Annotated in this window: 19 protein-coding genes and 1 other RNA gene; 8 read left to right on the plus strand and 12 right to left on the minus strand. The window is 33.6% G+C overall.

The features are described 5' to 3' along the window. The first annotated feature begins 2 nt into the window (after nt 1–2). Entirely contained in the window at nt 3–554 is a 552-nt protein-coding gene (locus tag Q1A73_RS00085; RefSeq protein WP_299600103.1) for a DNA mismatch repair protein MutS, read from the plus strand. A 3-nt stretch (nt 555–557) separates the two neighbouring features. On the opposite strand, the gene Q1A73_RS00090 is transcribed toward Q1A73_RS00085, so the two are convergent. Both Q1A73_RS00090 and Q1A73_RS00095 read right to left on the minus strand, forming a co-directional pair. Continuing rightward, nucleotides 558–1,106: a hypothetical protein gene (locus tag Q1A73_RS00090; RefSeq protein ID WP_299600106.1), complete on the minus strand. Its 549-nt coding sequence runs from the start codon at nt 1,104–1,106 to the stop codon at nt 558–560. 4 nt (nt 1,107–1,110) lie between these two features. Further along, a complete protein-coding gene (locus Q1A73_RS00095) occupies nt 1,111–2,244 on the minus strand; it encodes a hypothetical protein (protein WP_299600108.1) in 1,134 nt (377 codons plus the stop codon). Nucleotides 2,245–2,528: 284 nt separating this feature from the next. Here Q1A73_RS00095 and Q1A73_RS00100 point away from each other — a divergent pair, with 284 nt between their 5' ends. Continuing rightward, the gene (locus Q1A73_RS00100) at nt 2,529–3,677 is read left to right on the plus strand and encodes a cysteine desulfurase family protein (protein WP_299600110.1); all 1,149 of its coding nucleotides are present in this window, start codon (nt 2,529–2,531) and stop codon (nt 3,675–3,677) included. On the opposite strand, the gene Q1A73_RS00105 is transcribed toward Q1A73_RS00100, so the two are convergent. Together Q1A73_RS00105 and Q1A73_RS00110 are read right to left on the minus strand one after the other, a co-directional pair. Next, a complete protein-coding gene (locus Q1A73_RS00105) occupies nt 3,674–6,136 on the minus strand; it encodes a carboxypeptidase-like regulatory domain-containing protein (protein ID WP_299600112.1) in 2,463 nt (820 codons plus the stop codon). The genes Q1A73_RS00100 and Q1A73_RS00105 overlap by 4 nt on opposite strands. 13 nt (nt 6,137–6,149) lie before the next feature. Further along, complete coding sequence (locus Q1A73_RS00110; RefSeq protein ID WP_299600114.1) at nt 6,150–7,838, minus strand: M23 family metallopeptidase; 1,689 nt, start codon at nt 7,836–7,838, stop codon at nt 6,150–6,152. 180 nt (nt 7,839–8,018) lie between these two features. On the opposite strand from Q1A73_RS00110, the gene Q1A73_RS00115 reads away from it, so the two are divergent. The 4 genes from Q1A73_RS00115 (at nt 8,019) to rny (ending at nt 10,407) form a co-directional block, all read left to right on the plus strand. Then, complete coding sequence (locus Q1A73_RS00115; protein WP_299600116.1) at nt 8,019–8,309, plus strand: hypothetical protein; 291 nt, start codon at nt 8,019–8,021, stop codon at nt 8,307–8,309. 10 nt (nt 8,310–8,319) lie between these two features. Then, entirely contained in the window at nt 8,320–8,610 is a 291-nt protein-coding gene (locus Q1A73_RS00120) for a cell division protein ZapA (RefSeq protein WP_299600118.1), read from the plus strand. Nucleotides 8,611–8,665: 55 nt separating this feature from the next. Beyond that, a non-coding RNA gene (gene ssrS / locus Q1A73_RS00125) (6S RNA) lies at nt 8,666–8,786 on the plus strand. Nucleotides 8,787–8,841: 55 nt separating this feature from the next. Next, a complete protein-coding gene (rny, locus tag Q1A73_RS00130; protein ID WP_299600120.1) occupies nt 8,842–10,407 on the plus strand; it encodes a ribonuclease Y in 1,566 nt (521 codons plus the stop codon). Between the two features lie 29 nt (nt 10,408–10,436). Here the strand turns inward: rny and Q1A73_RS00135 are convergent, their stop codons facing one another. The 5 genes from Q1A73_RS00135 to Q1A73_RS00155 form a co-directional block, all read right to left on the minus strand. Further along, nucleotides 10,437–10,856, minus strand: coding sequence for a hypothetical protein (locus Q1A73_RS00135; protein WP_299600122.1), 420 nt, complete (start codon nt 10,854–10,856; stop codon nt 10,437–10,439). 50 nt (nt 10,857–10,906) lie between these two features. Beyond that, nucleotides 10,907–11,278, minus strand: coding sequence for an STAS/SEC14 domain-containing protein (locus Q1A73_RS00140; RefSeq protein ID WP_299600124.1), 372 nt, complete (start codon nt 11,276–11,278; stop codon nt 10,907–10,909). A 110-nt stretch (nt 11,279–11,388) separates the two neighbouring features. Then, entirely contained in the window at nt 11,389–11,775 is a 387-nt protein-coding gene (locus tag Q1A73_RS00145) for a hypothetical protein (protein ID WP_299600126.1), read from the minus strand. Between the two features lie 132 nt (nt 11,776–11,907). After that, on the minus strand, nt 11,908–12,282 hold the full coding sequence (locus tag Q1A73_RS00150) for a hypothetical protein (RefSeq protein WP_299600128.1): 375 nt from the start codon (nt 12,280–12,282) through the stop codon (nt 11,908–11,910). Between the two features lie 244 nt (nt 12,283–12,526). Next, on the minus strand, nt 12,527–15,085 hold the full coding sequence (locus tag Q1A73_RS00155) for an ATP-dependent Clp protease ATP-binding subunit (RefSeq protein WP_299600130.1): 2,559 nt from the start codon (nt 15,083–15,085) through the stop codon (nt 12,527–12,529). Nucleotides 15,086–15,468: 383 nt separating this feature from the next. On the opposite strand from Q1A73_RS00155, the gene gyrA reads away from it, so the two are divergent. After that, on the plus strand, nt 15,469–18,015 hold the full coding sequence (gyrA, locus tag Q1A73_RS00160; protein WP_299600132.1) for a DNA gyrase subunit A: 2,547 nt from the start codon (nt 15,469–15,471) through the stop codon (nt 18,013–18,015). Between the two features lie 26 nt (nt 18,016–18,041). After that, on the plus strand, nt 18,042–19,316 hold the full coding sequence (locus Q1A73_RS00165; protein ID WP_299600135.1) for a tetratricopeptide repeat protein: 1,275 nt from the start codon (nt 18,042–18,044) through the stop codon (nt 19,314–19,316). Nucleotides 19,317–19,376: 60 nt separating this feature from the next. On the opposite strand, the gene Q1A73_RS00170 is transcribed toward Q1A73_RS00165, so the two are convergent. The 3 genes from Q1A73_RS00170 to Q1A73_RS00180 all read right to left on the minus strand — a co-directional run bounded on the left by Q1A73_RS00170 (nt 19,377) and on the right by Q1A73_RS00180 (nt 23,810). Beyond that, entirely contained in the window at nt 19,377–19,787 is a 411-nt protein-coding gene (locus Q1A73_RS00170) for a glyoxalase (RefSeq protein ID WP_299600138.1), read from the minus strand. A gap of 143 nt (nt 19,788–19,930) precedes the next feature. Beyond that, nucleotides 19,931–22,999, minus strand: coding sequence for a hypothetical protein (locus Q1A73_RS00175; protein WP_299600141.1), 3,069 nt, complete (start codon nt 22,997–22,999; stop codon nt 19,931–19,933). A gap of 73 nt (nt 23,000–23,072) precedes the next feature. Beyond that, nucleotides 23,073–23,810 carry an outer membrane lipoprotein-sorting protein gene (locus tag Q1A73_RS00180; protein ID WP_299600144.1) on the minus strand — a complete coding sequence of 246 codons (738 nt, stop codon included), beginning with the start codon at nt 23,808–23,810 and terminating at the stop codon, nt 23,073–23,075. Between the last annotated feature and the right edge of the window lie 73 nt (nt 23,811–23,883).

Below are 23,883 nucleotides of genomic sequence, written 5' to 3' on the forward strand. Positions count from 1 at the left end.
CTATGATAAAAGTTGGTGATTTTGTATCAGTTTTAGATGAGCCTATTAGTGGTAAGGTCATTTCAATTAATGGAGATGAGATTACAATAGCTTCTAATGATGGGTTTAATATGCATTTTATGAAAAATGAGTTGGTAAGGGAGGAATCTGGTAATTCTTTAGTACCGTCTTATGAAGAGGTTCAAAAAAATCTTCAACATAAAGAAGTTTATAGAAAAAAGCCTAAAAGACCAATAGCAAAACCTAAAGAAAAAAATGTTCCAGCAATGGAAGTCGATTTGCATATTCATAAATTGGTGAAATCAACTGAAGGAATGTCTAACCATGATATGGTCACCTTGCAATTAGATACAGCGAAACGACAATTAGATTTTGCTATTAGCAAACGTATCCCAAATGTAATATTTATTCATGGAGTAGGGCAAGGAGTATTAAAAGAAGAGCTACGTTATTTGTTTGGGCGATATGATAATCTTAGAATTTCCGACGCAGATTATAAAAAATATGGTTTAGGTGCGATGGAAGTTTATATTGTTCAAAATCCTAAAAAATAGTGTTTAGTTGGTTACTGTTACAGTGTCAGTTCCCAATACTAAAAGTTCTCTGCGAATTCCAATGCCATTGCCTTCTAAAGTAACGTCATTTAAAGTAACTGTTCTTTCGTATGTGGTTTCTGTAGCAGTTGTGTTTTGAAGAACATAGCTAATCTCTACAGTCCCATTAGAACTAACTAATTCTTGGGTAACATTAACATTGCTTATTGGTACACTATTGCAAAAATAATCATCACCATTAATTGAAGTGTCGAACTCTCTATATAATAGTTGATTTGTAGTTGTGTTTAAAGTTATAACTACGGGCTCATCTACAGAAACATCTGCAACGGTTGCAGGTTCGATTTCGAAACTAGAATCTGTGAAATTTACAGATAGAGATCTGTTGGTGTCCTGATCTATTACGAAAAAAACAAATGTATTATCATTTTCATTTGAGCAATTTTGGAGCTCGTCATCACTAAAAATGTCTAAAGGAATTTCAAGAATGTCTCCTTCACTACAACTTGCAAAAAAAAGCACTAAAACTATTATATAGATTCTATTAATCATGGGGCTAGTCATTTTTTGGAGTAGTAATCGATACTGTTTCATCTCTGAAACCAAAAGAAAAATTATCATCAGTAAATTGATCATTTTCCTCATTAAGAATCAAATTGGTAATGGTAACAGTAGTTCTAAAAATTGTAATAACAGTATTGTCCAATATAGACGGATTCACTTCGTTTGCATTAGATACATCATTCATGGGATTGTTAGCATCTAGGTAATTAGGAATTCCATCGCCATCATCATCATCATTTAAAGGATCCCCATCACCATCGGTGTCTTCATCAATAGTATTTATTCCATCATTATCATCGTCCATATCTAAGTAATTTGGTTCACCGTCCCTATCGGTATCATCATCTCTAGGGTTTCCATTTCCATCCACATCCTCATCAATGGTATTAATTCCATCATCGTCATCATCTTTGTCTAAATAGTTTGGTGTTCCATCACCATCAGTATCTGCAAAGCTACTATCATTGGGATCGCTATTTGGTAACTCCACACTTGTTAATATATTATCATTATCATCATCTTGATCTCTAAAGTCTGGAATTTGATCTTCATCAGAATTATAACCTGCTTCAATGCCCAATGAATCTGCAGTAGCATCTTCATTCCCAATTGTCGGGTCACTCATGTCGTCGTCCAAATAATTTGGTACTCCATCTCCATCAGGATCCGCTTCTGGATCAATTTCATTAGGACTTTCTAGAGTTGATTCTACTCCATCATTATCATCTTCGCTAACAATAACATTAGTTATAACAGCTTGTCCACCGATTCCGATAAGTTCATCGGTAACGCCAATACTACTATCAGGGATATTGCTACAATAGTAATCTGTAGTAATGGCAGAGTTAAATTGTCTGTAAATAAGATTATTATCTGGATCAGTGTTTAGGTCGATGATAATATCGTTTTCCGTTTCTGATGTTTGAGAATAAGTATCGCTTATAAACCGGTAAGCAATCGTCTCATTAACAGAAGTGTTTATTTTAAAAAAAACAAATTCATCAGTTATTGAACCTTCACAAAGTTGTAGATCAACATCGTCAAATTCAAAACTAGTAACAATGATATCACCATCATCACAGGAAAGTATGATTAAAAAGATAAAAGTGGACAGAATTTTTTTCACTTAAAATATTTTGATTAATAACTCTATAAAACGTCCTTAATACCAAATGTAATTAGAGAACCTGCTTTAAAGACGATTAAAATAGTCAGATGTTCACCATTTTGGTAATTTTTTACAAATCTGAACAAAAATAAAGGAATTGAAAGATTATAACGTGCAGTGTGGAAAATAATTTTATTTGAATTAGATTTGCGCTACTAAAAATAAGAATATGATAATATGTTTTTCTTATTTCTGTGGTTATCATATTTTTCTAAGAGTCATTAACTAAATTTTTGAATTTAATGCAAAAGGTTTATTTCGATAGTGCTGCTACGACACAATTACGCCCCGAAGTAATTGAGAAAATGACTACTGTGCTAAGAGAAGATTATGGAAATCCTTCTTCGACACATGGATTTGGTAGATCTGCAAAGAATCATATTGAGCAAGCTAGAAAAAATATTGCTAAGTATCTTGGTGTAAAAGCTTCCGAAATTATTTTTACCTCTGGAGGTACAGAAGCTGATAATCTAGCATTAAATAGTGCAGTTAGAGATTTAGGTGTTCGAAGGATTATCACTTCTAAGATAGAACATCATGCAGTCCTGCATACGGTGCAAGAAATTCAATCACATACAGATATTGATGTTTGTTATGTAGATATAGAATCAAATGGAGCTATTGATTATAAACATTTAGAGAAACTTTTAGAAGATTCTAGTGCTAAAACATTGGTAAGTTTAATGCATGTAAATAACGAGGTGGGGACTATTTTGGATATTGAAAGGGTAGGTACATTGTGTAAATCTCACGAAGCGCTTTTTCATAGTGATATGGTGCAATCTATTGGTCATTTAGATGTAAATCTAAATGAATTAGAAGTAGATTTTACTGCAGTAAGTGCACATAAATTTCACGGTCCGAAAGGCGTAGGTTTTGCATACATAAAAAAGAACTCAGGACTTAAACCATTGATCTACGGAGGGGAGCAGGAGCGAGGATATAGAGGAGGAACAGAAGGTGTTCACAATATTGTTGGAATGGATGAAGCATTAAGGTTAGCTTATGAGCATATGGATGAAGAGAAGCTGTATGTTTCAAATCTAAAACAATACTTTGTTGATCAATTGAAGACGCAAATAGATGGTGTAAAGTTTAATGCGAATTGTTGCGATTTGGGACATAGTACATATACCTTGATTAACGTCTGCCTACCAATTTCACAGGAAAAAGCTGGAATTTTATTGTTTCAGTTGGATATTAAAGGAATCGCTTGTTCTAAAGGAAGCGCTTGTCAAAGTGGAAGTGGTAAAGGATCTCATGTCTTGGCAGAGATTTTATCTGACGAAGACATGCAAAAGCCTTCTGTTAGGTTTTCTTTTTCCAAGTATAATACAAAAGAAGAAGTTGATTACGTAATTGAGGTCTTAAAAGAGTTTGTAGAAAACTAAAATCTCATTCCTAAACGCACATTAAAAACTCGTTGTGTTAAAAAGTTTGGAATCGAAAATTGTCTCTGGGAAGCCGCATCCCTAACAAATGTATTTGTTATTGAATTTAGGTTGTCAAAAAGGTTAAAGATTTCAAATCCGATACTCAAATCTTTAAAGTTGTTGAAAAAGCTACCTTCTTTTCTTCTAATTTTATTATCCACTACAATATAAGAAATACCTAAATCCGCTCTTCTATAATCTCTTAAACGTGTTTGGAAATCATAAGGATCTGCGTTGGTGGGAGAACCACCTGGCACTCCAGTTTGATAAACAAGGTTAAGATACATTTTCAGATTTGGAATGGTTGGAACATAATCCTGAAATAATGCTCCAATCTTAATCCTTTGATCTGTTGGTCTAGCTATATAACCTCTATTGTCTAAGTTTTCCTCAGTTTTTAATAAACCTAGGCTAAACCAACTTTCTGTTCCAGGAACAAATTCTCCGTTTAGTCTTAGATCAAAACCAGCTGCATAAGCTTCAGCATTATTATTTGCTCTATATCTAATACGAACGTTTTCTATAGTATAAGAATTAACGTCGGTTAATTTCTTATAGTAGAGTTCTGTTGTAAGCTTAAAAGGTCGTTTCCATAAATTAAAACTGTAATCATTTCCTGCAACTATATGAATCGATTGCTGAGCCTTTACATCAGGTTGTACAGTTCCTTGCAGATCTCTTAATTCTCTATAAAACGGAGGTTGATGATACCATCCTCCAGAAAGGCGAAATACCATGTCTGATTTCCAATCGGGTTTGATAGCAACTTGTGCTCGAGGACTAAAAACGGTTTGAGAAGAATTACTTATTCCTTCTCCTGATACATTCCAATTATGAGCTCTAACTCCTACATTTGCCCAAACTTCGTGATCCTTAATATTTGTACGTAAACTATATTGAGCATATCCAGAAAAACGATCAATGTTTACCATATTAGTTGCTCGTACACTGTTAAAAGGTACAATTGGACTTGCATTTGGATTATAAGGTTGATCATTTACAAAAGTTCCTGGTGGACGGATTGAAAACCCTGCGGAATCTATCACTTCAAATTCTTGAATTCTATCTCGAATATCTTCAGAGGTATATTTTACACCCCAATCAAATTGATGCTCATCAGCTATGTAAGTACCTTTATGTTCTATATTAAAGATAAGCGCATCCAGATCATTTCTAGCATGCGTTAGCTGTGATCCAACACCTTGATTAAATTCGGCTTCTCCCAGATCTTCACCTCCAATATCAGTATTTACTGTACCAAGAAAATAAGCTGCAAATATGTCGAAATACTCTTGTTCTTGTGTATGGTATGCTGATCCTATTAATTTAAGGGTCAAATTCTCATTCGCTTGGTAGGCTCCTTTTAAAGCTCCAAAATATGTTTGATAACGATCTCTTTCTTGTCCGTCATAAAAAACAGTTAATGCAATTGGATCGGTGATAGGCCCAAAGTTGGTTCTCCTGGTAAGTGGTTCGTAGTCATATCTATTGATAGCGATGTTTCCAAGGAATCCAAGTTCAAATTTCTTTGAAAAGTTATAAGAAAGATAGGTTTGTACATCTGCAAATCGAGGTCTAAAATTAGTTTCGGTTTGTCTGGCATCCACGAGTAAACTATTATCTCTGTATCTAACACCAACTACACCAGCAAACTTCTTGTCTTTTGTGATACCCCCAGCGGAAATGCTTCCTCCAAGTAAGCTTAAATCGGCAGATAAATCAAATCGTGTAGGTCTTCTATAAGTAATATCTAATACTGATGATAATTTATCACCATATTTTGATTGGAAGCCACCAGCAGAAAAATCTACATTTCTTACTAGATCGGTATTTACAAAGCTTAGCCCTTCTTGTTGTCCAGACCTAATTAGAAACGGTCTATATACTTCAATTTCATTAACGTACACTAGGTTTTCGTCAAAATTACCTCCTCGTACGGCATATTGCGTACTTAATTCATTATTGGAGCTTACTCCAGGTAAAGTTTTAAGTAATCCTTCCACACCCGCATTGGCCGAAGGGGTAATCCGAATGGTTTCGGGATCCAAAGTTGTGATTCCTTCAACGGCTTTTCGTTCTCTTCCGGTAATAATTACTTCACTTATCTGTTCAAATTCCGTCTTTAATACTGGATTTAATTCGTATTCCTGATTTTCTTGTAAGTTAATTGTAAAGGTAATGTCCTTTAGTCCAACATGGCTAATTTTAATAGTAATGTCTTTATTGGCAGGGATGCTTAATACATAAACACCATTTTCATCCGTTTTAGTGCCAGAGGTTTCATAAGATACATTTGCGTTAGCAACAGGCCTGTTGGATTCGTCTAGAACCACACCTTTTACAACTGCTTCTTGAGCAATAATCGAGTGACTTAAAATAACAAGAAGAAAAACAAAAAGAACGGGTAGATTTTTCAAAGAGTATGTGTATTTACGGTTTTCTAAAGAATGTTGTTTCAAAAGTAGTACTATTTCCTACTTTATCTAACACGATAAGTTTGAATTTATTTTCTGTTTCTGAAATTATTTTATCATTAAAATCATAAACAAGCATTCCAGTTTTATAGTCATACTCCATTAATACGAATTTTCCATTGATCGTAGCACGATAACTTTTAATTCCAGAATCTGTATCGTCAATTTTAATTTTTAAGAAATTGGCTTTTGACATCCATTTCTTACTAGAAACGTTAATAGGTACGATAGTTGGTTTTTCGTTATCTGTGAATAAAGAATAACTTCCTAAAGTTCTTGTTCTGGTAGAAAAACGATTCCCTTTCTTATTCGTTTTTACGTGATAATGTTTATCGTTATAACCAAGTCTTCCTATATATAATTTTTTCTTGTCTGTTTCGCTATAATTAGCTACGTCAAAAACAACGGTCATGTTTTTATGCAACGGAATTTCGTCTTCATGAATTTTAATGGTATCACCATTTGCAGCAATATCTAGGTAAGCATTTTCATAAAGACTTCCTTTAGGGATGTATAAATCAAATATTCCTGAATTATAAGTGAAGTTTTCTGAAGGTTGTATGAAATAGGGTGTTTTGACAATTTCTTTTTTAGTGATTTTTTCAATGTTTTTTCCTTGAATAGGAATACTTATTTCTGTAGTGTTATTATTAAAATCTTTTACAAAAACTTTTGCAGTATAAGATAAGCTATCTTCGATGTTGAAAATACCTTTGTCAACTGTATTTTTATAGATGCTGAGAGGATTATTTTTTTCAATAAACAACTTGGTAATTCTACTGCGGTTTTTCTTATAATGAGCATAATCGATCAATCTATTTATATAACGTGTTTCGGAAAATGAAAATCGTTTCATCTCCATAGAAAAATTTTCCTGACCATTGATTTCGGTAGTGATTTTGTAAACACCATTTTTATTAGCAGCAAGATTTTGTTGGTCGATAGTAGATACTCCAATGCCAATTTTCCCGATAGCGGTAACACCTTCAGCTTTAAAATTTCCGTTGTCTAATGGAATCAATCTAAGTTTCGAAGGATTTTGGTTTCCGTTAATATGTGATTTTTCTTCTAAACTGTACAGCCATACGCTGTTGATTATAGGTTTTTTGGTATCCTTTACTTCGATACCAAAAGTAAGGGGGTTCATTGGTCTTGCCTTGGTATCCCTTATTTCAAAATGAAGATGCGGACCGCCACTTCCTCCCGTATTTCCGCTATACGCAATTATTTCTCCTTTGGTTACCGATAAGGCGCCAGCTTTAGGAAAAAGCTCAATTTCATAGGATTCTTTTGCGTATTGTCGTTTCTTTATGTATGCTTCTATTTCTGGTGCGAATTTCTGAAGATGGGCATATACGGTTGTGTATCCATTCGGATGCGAAATATAGATAGCTTTTCCATATCCAAAATGAGAGATTTTTATTCTGCTTACATTACCACTAGCAGCTGCATATACAGGTAAACCTTCTTCTCCGTTAGTTTTTAAATCTAAACCAGAATGAAAATGATTAGATCTTAATTCTCCGTATGTTCCAGATACTGCCAGAGGGATATCCAAAGGATTTGAAAAATAATCAGTAGGAACGTTCTTTTGACCATACCCAATAATAGTAAAACTGAGTAATAATAATGTAAAAACTCGCATAGAAGGTAAATGTAAATATTTAGAGGTTAAAATTAAAGTGATGGTCGATGAAAAACTAAAAGTCTATAAATTAATTACTTGATTGGTTAGATCTTTTAGCTTTAAAATTAGTTTAAAAACTATTGGGTTTTTTCAATTGGTATGTTAACTTTGTGTAACGAAGTATTGCGTAAAATTATAATGAGTAATTTGATTGAAATTGTTGATTCTCTTGAGAATAGGATTAGTAAACTGCTCCATAAATATGATTTGATGAAGCAGCAAAATGCCGATCTTAAGGAAAAAATAAAGAATTTAGAATCTAATTCTGAAATTCAAAACGATCAATTAAAGCAATGGGAAGAAAAATTCAGTGCACTCAAAAATGCAAACGCAATGCTCGGCAGTGACGAATATAAAAGGGAAACCAAGCTCAAAATAAATGCCTTAATAAGAGAGATAGATGTCTGTATAGCACAGCTGTCGGAGTGATAAAAAAAACATGGCAGACAAATTAAAAATCAAATTATCAGTTGCGGATAGAGTATATCCATTAACGATCAAGCCAGATCAAGAAGAAGGCTTGCGTAAGGCTGCTAAGAAGATTGAAGCCATGATTAAGCAATTTGAGCAAAGTTATGCTGTTAGAGATAAGCAAGATGTATTGGCAATGTGTGCTTTACAGTTTGCTGCACAAGTAGAACAAAAGGTTATAGATAAAGATAGTGATGAAATAAATGTAACAGGAAGGCTTAATGCCTTAAATGATTTGTTGCAAGATCATCTATCATAAACGTTCATTAAAATAAATAAGGTTACTGCCTGCACTAGTTGTTATTTTTTGATAAACTCAACAAGAATTATTTTAAAAAGGGTGAGTTTAAGTTGTAAAAGCAAGCCGTGCTGATTTTTTCAGTTTCACGGATCCTTGACCAGCTTGTTAGCCCTAAACCTGTTTTTACAGAGTTTATACAAAACCCAAACTAGTGCAGGCTTTTTTTATATATAAACACTAACTAGAATTATGGATAACATTATATTTTTGATTATTGCTGCGGTTGCAGGTTTAGTGATAGGTTTTATTATCGCTAAAGTATTGGAGCGCAACAAAGCCTCAGAAATTGTCAAAAACGCAAAAAAGACTTCGCAGAGTATTATAAGAGATGCTAAAAGCGAAGGAGAAACAATTAAGAAAGATAAAATTCTTCAGGCAAAGGAGAAGTTTATAGAGCTTAAATCGGAGCATGAAAAAGTAATTTTATCTCGAGATAAGAAGATGGCAGAAGCCGAAAAAAGGACAAGAGATAAAGAATCACAGGTTTCTAATGAACTTTCCAAAGGCAAGAAGTTAAACGCAGAATTAGAGCAGAAGATTAAAGATTATAATCATAGGAATGACTATCTTGAGAAGAAGCAAGGAGAATTAAAAAAGCTTCATAAGAGTCAGGTACAGCAATTAGAAGTAATATCAGGGCTGTCTGCTGATGAAGCAAAAGATCAGCTTATAGAATCGTTAAAAGAACAAGCCAAAACAGATTCTATGGCATTAATTCAAGATACAATAGAAGAGGCTAAGCTTACTGCACAACAAGAAGCTAAGAAAGTTATTATTAATACGATCCAAAGAATCGGTACAGAAGAAGCTATTGAAAATTGTGTATCTGTATTTAATATTGAAAGTGATGATGTAAAAGGACGTATTATTGGACGTGAAGGTCGGAATATTAGAGCTATTGAGGCTGCTACAGGTGTAGAAATTATTGTGGACGATACACCGGAAGCGATTATTTTATCATGTTTTGATTCTGTGCGAAGAGAAGTTGCTAGACTTTCTTTACATAAATTAGTTACGGATGGTAGAATACATCCTGCTAGAATTGAAGAAATAGTAAAAAAGACAAGAAAGCAGATCGATGAAGAAATTATCGAAGTAGGTAAGAGAACCGTTATCGATCTTGGTATTCATGGATTGCATCCTGAGCTTATAAAAACTGTGGGGAGAATGAAATACCGCTCCTCGTATGGCCAGAATCTACTGCAACACTCTAGAGAAGTGGCTAAGCTTTGTGGGGTGATGGCTGCGGAGTTAGGGCTTAATCCTAAATTAGCAAAGCGAGCTGGTTTGTTGCATGACATAGGTAAAGTGCCAGATACAGAAACAGAAGTACCTCATGCTATTTTAGGAATGCAATGGGCAGAGAAGTATGGGGAAAAACCTGATGTATGCAATGCGATAGGTGCTCACCATGATGAAATCGAAATGACAGCATTAATATCACCAATTGTTCAGGTGTGTGATGCTATTAGTGGTGCTAGGCCAGGTGCACGTAGACAGGTGTTAGATTCCTATATCCAACGATTAAAAGATCTGGAAGACATCGCATTTGGATTTAGTGGAGTTAAGAAAGCTTATGCGATACAAGCTGGTCGAGAATTGCGTGTAATTGTTGAAAGCGAAAAAGTAAATGATGAAAGGGCTGCTAGTCTGTCATTTGAAATTTCTCAGAAAATACAAACGGATATGACCTATCCAGGACAAGTTAAAATTACAGTGATAAGAGAAACCAGGGCTGTAAATATAGCAAAGTAAAAAAACACAAAATTTTTATAAAAAGGGCGTCATTTGATGCTCTTTTTTTGTTTTTCCTTTGGAGTTATTGTTTTATAAGGATGTTTTTTTATCAATTGATCTTTCCAAGTTAAAGCTGATTCCAAATCATCAAATCTCTTAAATTCTTTTTTAAAGAACTTCTTTTCGTATTTGGTTAGGGTTTTTTGAATTGGATCATTTGATACCACTGCAAACCCTAAAAGAGAAGGAATTTTTGCGGTTTTGATATATACAATTGGATCTACTGAATACGAATTGATTCTATTTGTTATATAGACAAAAGGGGTGTTTTTAAAATGCTTCTCAGCTATTCTTATTAGGATAGCGTTATTTTCGACCGAAACCACAATCCCTTCGTGCATTGTGGCTAATACATAATCATCATGTATTTCTAAGTCGCAAAAATCTAATTCATAAGATCTAATCATGTGGGGAGTTTTCTCAATGTTGTATAAAATAAATGAATTATTTTATTAATTCATAAACTATTTAATATTTTGTTTTTCCATTTCAAAGCTTCTTTTAGGTTATTGAAGTATGCTATTTCTTTATTAAAAAATTTACTTTCCAGTTCTGTCAGTTTTTTTTGCCTATGGTTTTTTGACACGATTGCAATACCTTTTAAGGTGTCAATTTTTGTAGTTTCATGATAGACAGTAGGGTCTACTGCATAATTATTTATCCTGTTAGAAATGTAAATAAAAGGTTTGTTGTTAAAATATTTTATAACAAATTCTAATAGTAGATTGTTGTGTTCAGGCATGACCAAAAAGCCTTCTGAAATTGTGTTTTTAAGATAATCTTGGTGTATTTCTACTTTAGCGAAACCTAAATCATAGTATTTTGTCATATTTCATTTCAAAACTATTATTTAAGTATGGTTAATTTAGTATAATTTACAACAAAACTATTACTTATGAAAATTTGAAATTTTCTTTGTTTTGAGATTTAGGGGAATTTTCAAACTAATGAATTGGAGTAATCTTGTAGTAATTCATCCTTCCATATTAAAGCTGATTCCATATCATCAAACCTTTTTAATTCTTTACTAAAAAAAGCTTGCTCAAGTTTGATTTGTTTTTCTTGTAAAGGATCTTTAGATACCACAGCAAATCCCAATAAGTTGCAGATCTTTGTAGTTTCTAAGTATATGGTAGGATCTACAGCATAAGAATTAATACGATGAGTAATATATAAAAATGGTTTGTTTTTGAAATGCTTTTCTACCATTTCTAGTAAAACATTGTTGTGTTTTGGGGTTATGGTTATTCCTTCGTTTATAATAGATTTGATATAATCATCATAAATTTCGATAAGCCCAAAATTTAGTCGATAAGTGGCAATCATTAGGGGTATTTTAGGTGGAGCAAATATATAGTTTAGGATTTAAAAACTATAGTTTTTTAAATAAAATTTTGGGATTTTTCCCTTGTTTGTATTCTTTGTTTATGAGTCACTTTTACGGTAGTTTCAAATGCTTTAATCTTGTCTTTTAAGAAGTTCCTCTTTCCAGATTAATGCAGATTCCATATCATGAAAGTGTTTAAGTTCTTTATTAAAGAATGTTTTTTCTATTTGCGTTTGATTTATTTGAAGAGGGCTATCGGAGACTACAGCAAGGCCAACTAATGTTTTAATTTTTGCTGTTTCAAAATATACGGTTGGATTGATAGCGTAGGAGTGTATTCTATGAGAAATATATACAAAAGGTTTGTTTTTGAAATGATTTTCGACCATTTCTAAAAGTGTATTATTGTCTTCAGGGGATACTGTGATTCCTTCGTTGATGACTACTCTCATGTAGTTATCATATATCTCTGCCAGACCAAAATCTGTTTTATAAAAGGTAATCATTAGTTTTTGTTTGTTTCAAGTAAAGATATGTTTTTAAAGTATGAAAAAGTAAGTTTTTTCCGTAATTCGAAGAGTATTCTTAAATTTTAAGAAGTGTTTAGGTTGCTAGAAATGCTAGCCTGAAGTGAATTGCAAGTTTTGGCGATGATCAACCAAGAAAAAAGACCTCTTGATTAAAAGAGGTCTTTTTATTAGTATCATTTATACTATTTTAATTCTTTCCTTTTTCTAGATAGATATGGTTTTAAGATTCGGTAGATTCTTCGGTTTTATCGATTCTTATGGTTAATTCATTAGAATCATCGTCTAAATCCATAAAGATACTATCTCCTTCCTGTAGTTGTGCATTGATAATTTCTTCAGCCAATGCATCTTCAATGTATTTTTGGATAGCTCTTTTTAATGGTCTCGCACCATATTGCTTATCAAAACCTTTTTCGGTGATATAATCCTTAGCTTTTTCGCTTAGAGATAAATCATATCCTAATCCTTTAATTCTTCCATAAAGTTTCTGTAATTCTATATCGATGATTTTATGGATATCTTCTCTTTCAAGAGCATTGAATACGATTACATCGTCAACTCTATTTAAGAACTCTGGTGCAAAAGCTTTTTTCAAAGCATTTTCAATAACTCCTTTTGCATAACTATCAGATTGCGTTTTCTTAGCTGTAGTTCCAAAACCAACACCTTGACCAAAATCTTTAAGTTTACGAGCTCCGATATTTGAGGTCATGATAATGATCGCATTTCTAAAATCAATTTTACGTCCAAGACTATCAGTTAAATATCCATCATCAAGAACTTGCAACATCATATTGAAAACATCAGGATGCGCTTTCTCGATTTCATCAAGTAATACAACGGCATAAGGTTTTCTTCTCACTTTTTCTGTAAGTTGTCCACCTTCTTCGTATCCTACATATCCTGGAGGAGCACCAATAAGCCTGGAAACTGCGAATTTCTCCATGTATTCACTCATGTCTATTCTGATTAGTGTGTCTTCACTATCAAAAAGCTCTTTGGCTAATACTTTTGCTAATTGTGTTTTTCCTACTCCTGTTTGACCTAAGAAAATAAATGAACCTATTGGTTTGTTAGGGTCTTTTAAGCCAGCACGATTACGCTGGATAGCTTTTACAACTTTAGAAACTGCTTCGTCTTGACCAATTACTTTACCTTTTATTAGATTTGGTAATTCAGCAAGTTTGTTGCTTTCTGTTTGCGCTATTCTATTTACAGGAATTCCAGTCATCATAGAAACTACATCTGCTACATTTTCTTCATCTACAGTTTCTTTATGAAGTTTGGAGTCTTTTTCCCATTGCTCTTGCGCTTGTGCTAATTCTTTTTCGAGATTTTTTTCATCATCCCTTAGCTTAGCAGCTTCTTCATATTTTTGTTTTTTGACAACGCTATTCTTAAGCTCTCTAACCTCTTCCAGCTTTTTTTCTAGATCTAAAATCTTTTTAGGAACATCGATATTAGTAATATGAACTCTAGAACCAGCCTCATCTAAAGCATCAATTGCTTTGTCTGGTAGGAAGCGATCAGTCATATATCTATTCGTAAGTTTTACACAAGCTTCAATGGCACTGTCCGTATAACTTACATTATGATGCTCTTCATATTTTTCCTTAATGTTATTAAGTATTTCTATGGTTTCCTCGATGTTAGTAGGTTCAACTATAACTTTTTGGAAACGTCTTTCTAAGGCACCATCTTTTTCGATGTATTGTCTATACTCATCTAAGGTTGTTGCACCAATACATTGTATTTCTCCTCTAGCTAGAGCAGGTTTGAACATATTGGACGCGTCAAGGCTTCCAGTAGCGCCTCCTGCACCAACGATCGTATGAATTTCATCTATGAAAAGAATAATATCATCATTCTTCTCTAATTCATTCATAACAGCTTTCATACGTTCTTCAAACTGTCCTCTATACTTGGTGCCAGCAACTAAACTGGCTAAATCTAGAGTAACAACACGCTTATCGAAAAGGATTCGAGAAACTTTTCTCTTAACTATTCGTAGCGCCAGTCCCTCAGCTATAGCTGATTTTCCAACACCAGGTTCTCCAATAAGAAGAGGGTTGTTTTTCTTTCTTCTACTGAGTATTTGAGAAACTCTTTCAATTTCCTTCGTTCTACCAACAACAGGATCTAATTTTCCTTCTTCTGCCATAGCAGTAAGGTCTCTTCCAAAATTATCTAATACAGGTGTCTTAGATTTTTTATTGGTTTTAGCACCACCAGTTGGTGAATTAAAAGGATTTTCTTTTGAAGCATCTCCCGCCATATCATCATCATCATCAGAAAATGATTCAGCTTTTGGACCTTCTGTGTATTCATCTTCGTTAGCAATCATAAATTTAAATTGATCTTTAACATTATCATAATCTACTTTAAGTTTGTTAAGTAACTTAGTAGTAGGGTCGTTTTCGTTTCTTAATATACATAATAACAAGTGAGCGGTATTAATCGATGAGCTTTGGAATAACTTTGCTTCCAAAAAAGTTGTTTTTAAAGCTCTTTCGGCTTGTCTTGTTAAATGTAAGTTCTTTTTTTCGTTAGTAGCAATTGCTACATTGGGGTTTGCGGGGCTTAGAATTTCAACTTTTCTTCTCAAATTCGTTAAATCTATATCTAACGCATCAAGTATACTAATTGCTTTTCCACTTCCATCTCGCAACAGTCCTAACATAAGATGTTCCGTGCCAATAAAGTCGTGCCCTAATCTTAAGGCTTCTTCTTTACTGTAAGCGATAACATCTTTTACTCTTGGTGAAAAATTATCATCCATATAATTAGCTTCTTTCTTTTTCTCTGTGTTCTTTATTACTAAATATAGTAATTTTTAAAATTACTTTGTCAAAAACTATTCCTTTTAACCATACTTTACAAATAAGCTGACATAATATCCAACTTGTGTCATACTTTTTTCAAAAAAAGATATTTAAATATGTCAAGTTTTAGAAAATGACAAAAAACTTTTTTGTTTTCCGAGTAAATAGACGAAAAAAGGATTAATAATCAAAATGTATATATATTGACTTATTAACCATTTGGGTCGTTTAAGTTGTTAATAAATTACGTATATTACAAAGACTATATGCTGTTAAAACCGTCTTAATTTACTTAAATTAGCGCGTTTAATAAAATCAATTTTAGAATAAAATAATTTTTATGGCAGAAGGAGAAAAGCTAATACCTATCAACATAGAAGATGAGATGAAGTCTGCTTACATTGATTATTCAATGTCTGTGATCGTATCACGAGCACTTCCGGATGTTAGAGATGGACTCAAGCCTGTACACAGGAGAGTTCTCTACGGTATGTATGAGTTAGGTGTAAGAGCAAATAGTGCTCATAAAAAGTCAGCCAGAATAGTAGGGGAAGTACTAGGTAAATATCACCCACATGGTGATACTTCGGTATATGACACAATGGTTCGTATGGCTCAGGAATGGAGTTTACGATACATGTTAGTAGATGGTCAAGGTAACTTTGGATCCGTCGATGGAGATAGCCCAGCAGCAATGCGATATACAGAGGCTAGAATGCGAAAGATTTCTGAAGATATGCTTGCAGATATCGAAAAGGAAACAGTAGATCATACGTTCAACTTCGATGATACTTTGCAAGAACCAACTGTATTACCAAGTAGAGTTCCTGGATTATTAATTAACGGGGCTTCGGGTATTGCAGTAGGTATGGCAACTAATATGCCTCCTCATAACCTAAGCGAGGTTGTAGACGGAACAATCGCTTATATCGATAATAACGATATTGAGATTGATGAACTCATACAACATATAAAAGCACCAGATTTTCCTACCGGTGGAATTATATATGGTTATGATGGAGTAAGAGAGGCTTTTAAAACTGGTAGAGGTAGAATCGTAATGCGAGCCAAAGCAAGTTTTGAAGAGGTAAATGGAAGAGAATGTATTATTGTGTCTGAAATACCTTATCAGGTAAATAAGGCAGACATGATTAAGAAAACAGCAGACCTTATCAACGATAAGAAAATTGATGGAATTTCCTCTATTAGAGATGAATCTGATAGAAAAGGGATGCGAATTGTATACATCCTTAAAAGAGATGCGATTCCTAATATTGTATTGAATCTTCTATATAAATATACTGCCTTACAATCTTCATTTAGTGTAAATAATATTGCACTAGTTCAAGGAAGACCTCAGTTATTGAATGTAAAAGATATGATTCATTATTTCGTAGAACACAGACACGATGTGGTTGTGCGAAGAACAAAATATGAATTAAGAAAGGCAGAAGAGAGAGCTCATATACTGGAAGGATTAATAATTGCTTCAGATAATATCGATGAGGTAATTAAATTAATTAGGGCATCTTCAAATGCAGACGAAGCGAGAGAGAAGTTGATTAAACGATTCAAGCTTACTGAAATTCAGGCTAAAGCGATTGTTGAAATGCGTTTACGTCAACTGACAGGATTAGAGCAAGACAAGCTGCGCGCAGAGTATGAAGAATTAATGAAGACTATCGAAGATCTTAAAGATATTCTTGATAAGAAAGAACGTCGAATGGATATCATCAAAGAAGAGCTTCTCGAAGTGAAAGAAAAGTATGGTGATGATCGTCGTTCTCAAATAGAATACGCTGGAGGAGATCTTAGTATTGAAGATATGATTCCTAATGAGAAAGTGGTAATTACGATTTCTCATGCAGGATATATAAAAAGAACGTCTCTTACTGAATATAAGAAACAAAATAGAGGAGGAGTAGGTCAAAAAGGTAGTACTACGCGTAATGAAGATTTCTTAGAGCATCTTTTTGTTGGTACGAATCACCAGTATATGTTATTCTTTACTCAAAAAGGAAAATGTTTCTGGATGCGTGTTTACGAAATACCAGAAGGAAGTAAAACTTCTAAAGGTAGAGCTATCCAAAATCTTATCAATATTGAAAATGATGATAAGGTTAAAGCCTTTATTTGTACTCAGGATCTTAAAGATGAGGAGTATATTAATTCCCATTATGTCATCATGGCTACTAAAAAAGGTCAAGTTAAAAAGACCTTGTTAGAGCAATATTCTAGGCCAAGAACTAATGGTATTAATGCAATTACCATTAAGGACGATGACGAATTACTTGAAGCGAAATTAACAAATGGTAAAAGCCAGGTAATGCTTGCTGTAAAATCTGGTAAAGCTATACGTTTCGAAGAAGAGAAAACTAGACCTATGGGTAGAGGTGCTTCTGGAGTTAGAGGAATTCGCTTGGCGGATGATAATGACGAAGTAATTGGTATGGTAGCTGTAAATGATATGGAAAGTAATATTCTTGTTGTTTCTGAAAACGGTTACGGAAAGCGTTCTAGTTTAGAAGATTATAGAATTACGAATAGAGGAGGAAAAGGGGTTAAAACAATATCCGTTACTGATAAAACTGGAAAACTAGTTGCTATTAAAAATGTAACAGACGCTGACGACCTTATGATTATCAATAAATCAGGAATTGCTATAAGACTTTCTGTAGAAGATCTGAGAGTTATGGGAAGAGCTACTCAAGGGGTTCGATTAATAAATCTGAAGGGGAAAGATTCTATTGCTGCAGTAGCAAAAGTTATGCAAGAAGAAGAGGATGTTGATAATATAGATGAGAATATTGAAGAAATTGATATATCTTTGCAAAATGGAAATGATGCCAATGATGGCACAGCAATTGATGAAACAAAAGAAGAATAACAAAGAATCCCATAAAAAAACGAGTAATGAGAACTAAATTTATCTTGGCACTTTTTTTAACAGTTAGTGCACTAGGATTTTCACAAAAGAAAGCTTTAAATGCTGCAAAGAAGGCACTAAAGTCTGGTAACTTAGAAGTTGCCAATGAGGCACTTAAAGCAGCAGAAGGGCAAATAGAAACTGCAGAAGATAAGCTTAAAGCGCAATATTATTTATTAAAAGGACAAGCTACTGCAGCTTCTCCAGATAAGTCTCTAACTAAATTTGAAGAAGCAGCTAATGCTTACGCTAAAGTGGTAGAGATTGAAGAAGCTTCAGGAGGAAAGAAATTTTCAGCTCAAGCGAATACTGCATTGCAAACCTTACGCCAATCTCTAGTAGAGCAGGCAGTAGCAGACCAGAATGCAGGAGATAATTTAGCCGCTGCAGAAAAGCTATACTTAGGGTATAAGACTCAGAAAAAAGATACAGCATATCTTTACTTTGCGGCTTCTAATGCTGTAAATGGAAAGGATTATGACAATGCTTTAAAATACTATAACGAGTTAATTGAGGTTGGTTATAAAGGTATTGAGAACAAATACACAGCAGTGAATAAAGAAACTGGTGAGGTAGATCCTTTTGAATCTAAAGAGTTAAGAGATTTTTCTGTAAAAGCTGGTACACATATTAAGCCAGAAGTAACAAAGACGAAGTCGAGACAAGCAGAGATTACTAAAAACATTGCACTTATCTACATTACACAAGGTAAAGATGAGGAAGCAATAAAAGCTATGGAAGCTGCAAAGGCTCAGAATCCTAACGATCCTGCTTTAATGCAAGAAGAAGCGAACATGTTCTATAAGTTAGGTAATTTAGAAAAGTATCAGGAGTTAATGCAAGCAATTGTTGCTAATGATCCTGAAAATCCAAACCTTTTATATAACTTAGGAGTTAGTGCTTCTCGTTTAGGAGATAATGAGCAAGCAATTAAGTACTATGAAAAGGCATTGGAGATTAAGCCTGATTATAGTTCTGCGCAAATTAATATTGCTGCGATTATTTTAAGTGGAGAAACTGCATTAAATGAAGAAATGAATAGTCTTGGTGGTTCTGCAGCAGATTATAAAAGATTTGATGTTCTTAAGAAACAAAAACAAGATTTATATAGAAAAGCTGTTCCTTATTTAGAAGGAGCTCTACAATCTAAGCCTGATAATGTAGAAGCGGTTAGAACGCTAATGCAAATCTTCTACCAATTAGATGATCCTAAGGCAGAGGATATGAAAAATAAGTTAAAAGCTTTAGAGGGAGGCAACTAAATCCTTCTAGTTTTTATAGATAAAAAAAGAGCGAATCAATTAGATTCGCTCTTTTTTTTATTAATGTACCGCTAGAGGTTTTTCTAGTAACTGAAGATTACTTTGCAATCTTTCTCTAACAATATTCATCATTCTTTTATTCAATGCGGATGAATTTTTAATGTAAATCAAATATTCATCGACAGTAAATTGACCAATGATCATTCCTTTAAGGCTATTTCTGAATTTCATATCTTTTTGAACTGCATTTTCAATGTAAAGCAGTCTTTTTTCAACAGATAATTCATAAAAAGTGTTTTTTCTTTTTTTGATGTAATTTCTAAACACTTCAATTAATAATTCATTTTGTAATTTAATAATGGGCCGAATAGTCTTGTTCTGAAATTGTTCGTCTTCTGACATATTTTCAGTCACTCTGGCATTTAAAATTTGAGGCCTAATCGCCAGTAAATTTGATTCCCTGTTTTCCATAATAAAGAGCGTTTACTAAAAATACTGAATAGTTTTATCCAAAATTAAGAAGTATATGTAGAGTTTTAAACCATTTATGAACATTTATAAATAAGAAAGAGCTCCATTGTGGAGCTCTCTTGTAATTCGATAGATAAATGATATTATTTGCTAATGAATTCTTTTTTAGTTTTCATTTCAACTGGCTTTATACTATTTTTTTCTAAATACTTATTGAATTTAGCCAATTGTTTGCTTTCTATTTTTTGATAGGTTGCGTTAGCATCATTTAATCTTTTTTCTAATACACCTTTATTCTCAATTTGAGATGAAGAAGGCTTTTCATACAAATTTGCAACTTCACTATATAATAGTGCAAGCTTTTCTCTTAATTGAGGTTCAGCTTCAGCAACGTAATTATCACCAGTTGTTACTACCAGAGATTCTTTAAGAGTAGTTAACTCTTTGATTAAAGCATCGGAAACTTTAGTTGATTTAGGATCATCTTTTTTAACCTTTTCAGCTTTGTTAATTGTCTGATTAATCTGATATACTACGTATGCAAGTTCTTCCATATCATTGTAAAGTTCTTTTGTAGTTTTAGCCTGAGCAGCACGATCGGTATCACTTACTTCAGAATTTGGATCATTTTTAACCGTTATAGAACTTTCATAGGAGTTTTTACCTTTTTTAAGTACTATCTTGTAAGTTCCTGCAGAAGCTCTTGGGGCAGTAAATCCCCCAGCAGTATAAGATTTACCCGCTGCTACCTTCGGAGCTTTAGTTCTGTAGTTCCAATTTACAATGTTAATTCCTTTAGATTTACCAGGCACAAGGGAAACGATTTCATTCCCTTGATTATCTTGGATAGACAAGGTCATTTTTCCAAACGTATGTCTTTTCTTTAAATAATATATAATCTGTCCAGCTGAAGATGGATTGCTTCCCACAAATTGTAGTTCTGTACTTCCACCACCAAAACCACCTTCTTCTTTTATAATACCTGGTTTTGTAGTAAAGAAATGTACATCTTTTTTAAGAACCTCCTGATTAATCTGCCTTAATGGTGAGATGTCATCAATAATAATAACACCTCTTCCATGAGTCCCTAATACTAGATCATTTGTTTTTTTCTGTAAATCTATAAAATGAACTGCAGTTGCAGGCATATTATTAGTAAATCGAGACCAATTCTTTCCCCCATCTATTGTTATAAATAATCCAAATTCGGTACCTAAATAAAGAAGATCTTCATTTTCATAGTCTTCTTGTATATTTCTTGCAAAGCCTATAATGTCATCAGTAACTAATGATTTCCAAGTCTTGCCAAAATCTGATGTTTTGTAAACATAAGGTTTCATATCGTTTTGAGCGTGACCATCAAAAACAACATAAGCAGTTCCTTTAGTATGACTACTAGCTTCTATATGGTATACCCAAGTATTCTTAGGTACTCCTTGCAGGTTAGGAGTTGTATTGGTCCAAGTCTTTCCGCCATCTTGTGTAACTTGTACATTACCATCATCGGTTCCTACCCAGATAATTTTTTCATCCAACGGAGATTCTGCGATGGTAAATATTGTCGTATGAGTTTCTGCACCAGATTTATCGGTAGAAATACCACCTGATTCTTTATCTTGTTTAGTAGGGTCGTTAGTAGTAAGATCAGGAGAAATGATTTTCCAATTATCTCCCATATCCTCACTTATATGTAAAAATTGACTACCTATGTATAATCTATCCGGTTGGTGATCACTAATCGCGATAGGAGCATTCCAATTAAATCGCAAGTCAGCTTTTCCTTTCACTTCTAGTGGTTTTACATTTTTAGTGCTGTTTTTATCGATATCATATCTCCAAACGTTCTGAGCGCCTTGCATTTCTGAATAGATGATTTTTTTAGTTGGATGTCTTAAAACTCTAAAACCGTCTCCAACTCCAACACGTTTCCAATCACGAGCTTCTATACCACCAGGAGAAGATGAAGGCCCATACCAGGAACCATTATCTTGTAATCCTCCATAAATATTATAGGGTTCTTCATTATCAACACTGATTTGATAAAATTGTGATAGCGGTAAGTTGTCTACTATATCTAAAGTAGCGCCACCATCCCAACTTCTATAAACACCCCCGTCAGTTCCTACATACATTCGATCTGAATTGTTGATATCAAAAGTAATATCATGAATATCGGAATGCATATTACCAAGATTTTTAAAGGTTTTTCCTCCATCTCTGGATATAGAACCTGATAATCCACCTTTAACTACAATATCCGGATTCTTCGGGTCAACTACAATTCTAGCAAAATAAAAAGGTCTTACTACTAGTCCAAAATCTCCATTAAGCAGCTTCCAACTAGCTCCAGCATCATCAGAACGATATAAACCCTTATCTTCTTTACTTTCTACTACAGCGTATACAATTTTTGGATTAGACGGAGCTACTGCAATAGCAAATCTTCCTAAATCTCCTTTAGGGAAACCATTATGGATTTTATTCCAAGTTTTCCCTGCGTCAGTAGATTTATAAAGAGCACTATTAGACCCACCAGAATTAAAATTCCAGGCAGTTCTTCTAAATTCCCACATAGATGCGTATAATGTATTTGGATCTTTTGGATCCATAATTACTTCATTGGCACCAGTTCTTTCATTAACATAAAGGATTTTATTCCATGTTTTTCCTCCATCGGTTGTTTTATAAACACCTCGGTCTTCACTATCTCCCCATAACGCACCAAGAACACCCACATATATTTCATTAGAGTTTTTTGGATTGATTTGAATACTACTAATTCTTTCAGAATTTTCAAGTCCCATTTTTTTCCAATTGGCACCTCCATCAGTTGTTTTGTAGATACCGTCTCCAATTGAAACACTGTTTCTTGTCCATATTTCTCCTGTTCCTACCCAAACGGTATTATCAGGATCATTGGGATCTATCGATACAACACCTATAGATTGTGCATAATCATCGAACATAGGTGCAAAACTGGCACCTCCATTAGATGATTTCCAAACTCCACCACCAGCAGTACCCGCATAGATGATTCTATCATTGGTAGGGTGGTTTTCTAAATCAATGATTCTACCACTCATAAGCGCAGGACCAATATGGCGCGCTTCTAACTTACCAAAAAGTTCTTTGCCTTTTAGAACTATATCTTGAGCCTGAATTCCTAAAGAAAATAGAATACTAAGCCCAGTAATTATAAATTTTTTATTCATAATTTTCTTGATTGATTTGTGTTTAAATGAAAAAAATCCCCAAACAAATGGGGATTGTATTTTTTTTTATGAATTATTTTTTCTCAGGAAAAGCAAATTTAGCAGTATCAATTTCAGGGTTTAACTTGATCTCCTTGAAACTCATTGTAGTAAAGTCACTACCAACAGTGAACGGAAAGTACATTCCGTTTACTTCCTGGTAGTCACTAATAGATGTTTTAACTGTTTGACCTTTCATAGGACCCGCATTAACCTGTGTTTCCATGATAATAGGAACAAAATTTTCAGTATCAAAATAATAGTGAACAATATTTGGAGTAGATTGTCCATCTACAACGATTGGATCTTTAGTCATCTTGATTTTAAAAGTTTCTGTACCATCAATAGTCTCTTTTCCAACTAATTCTACGGTGTATCCTTTTTCTTTATAGTTTACAAATGGATCGGGAAAATCTTTTGTTTGTTTTTTCATATTCTCCGTTGCTTCGTTATCACTTTTTTCAGCTTCCATCGTCATTTGATTTCTTTGCCATGAAGTAGTTCCGTCAAAAGCAGACCATATCATACGATTACCTTGTAATTCAATGGTTACCAATTGTTTTCCATCTTTTGTAGAAACTTGCTCAAATGGGATTTCCATACCTTGCATTTTCATAACGCCAACCATTTCCACTCCTTCTAATTTTTCCCAATTTTCTTTTCCACCCGTATTTTCAAGATAATTTGAAACAATTTCCTCAGCAGTTTGCGCATTTGCTGGAGCAATAATTGCAATAATTAAAGCTACGATTAGTGATTTTAAAGTATTCATTGTTAAATTTTTATTATTGTTACTGTAAAGTTAGACATTCGAAACCTATTTTTGTTACACTTATTTACAAGAT

This window comes from uncultured Aquimarina sp. (genome assembly GCF_947492115.1).
Lineage (GTDB): Bacteria > Bacteroidota > Bacteroidia > Flavobacteriales > Flavobacteriaceae > Aquimarina.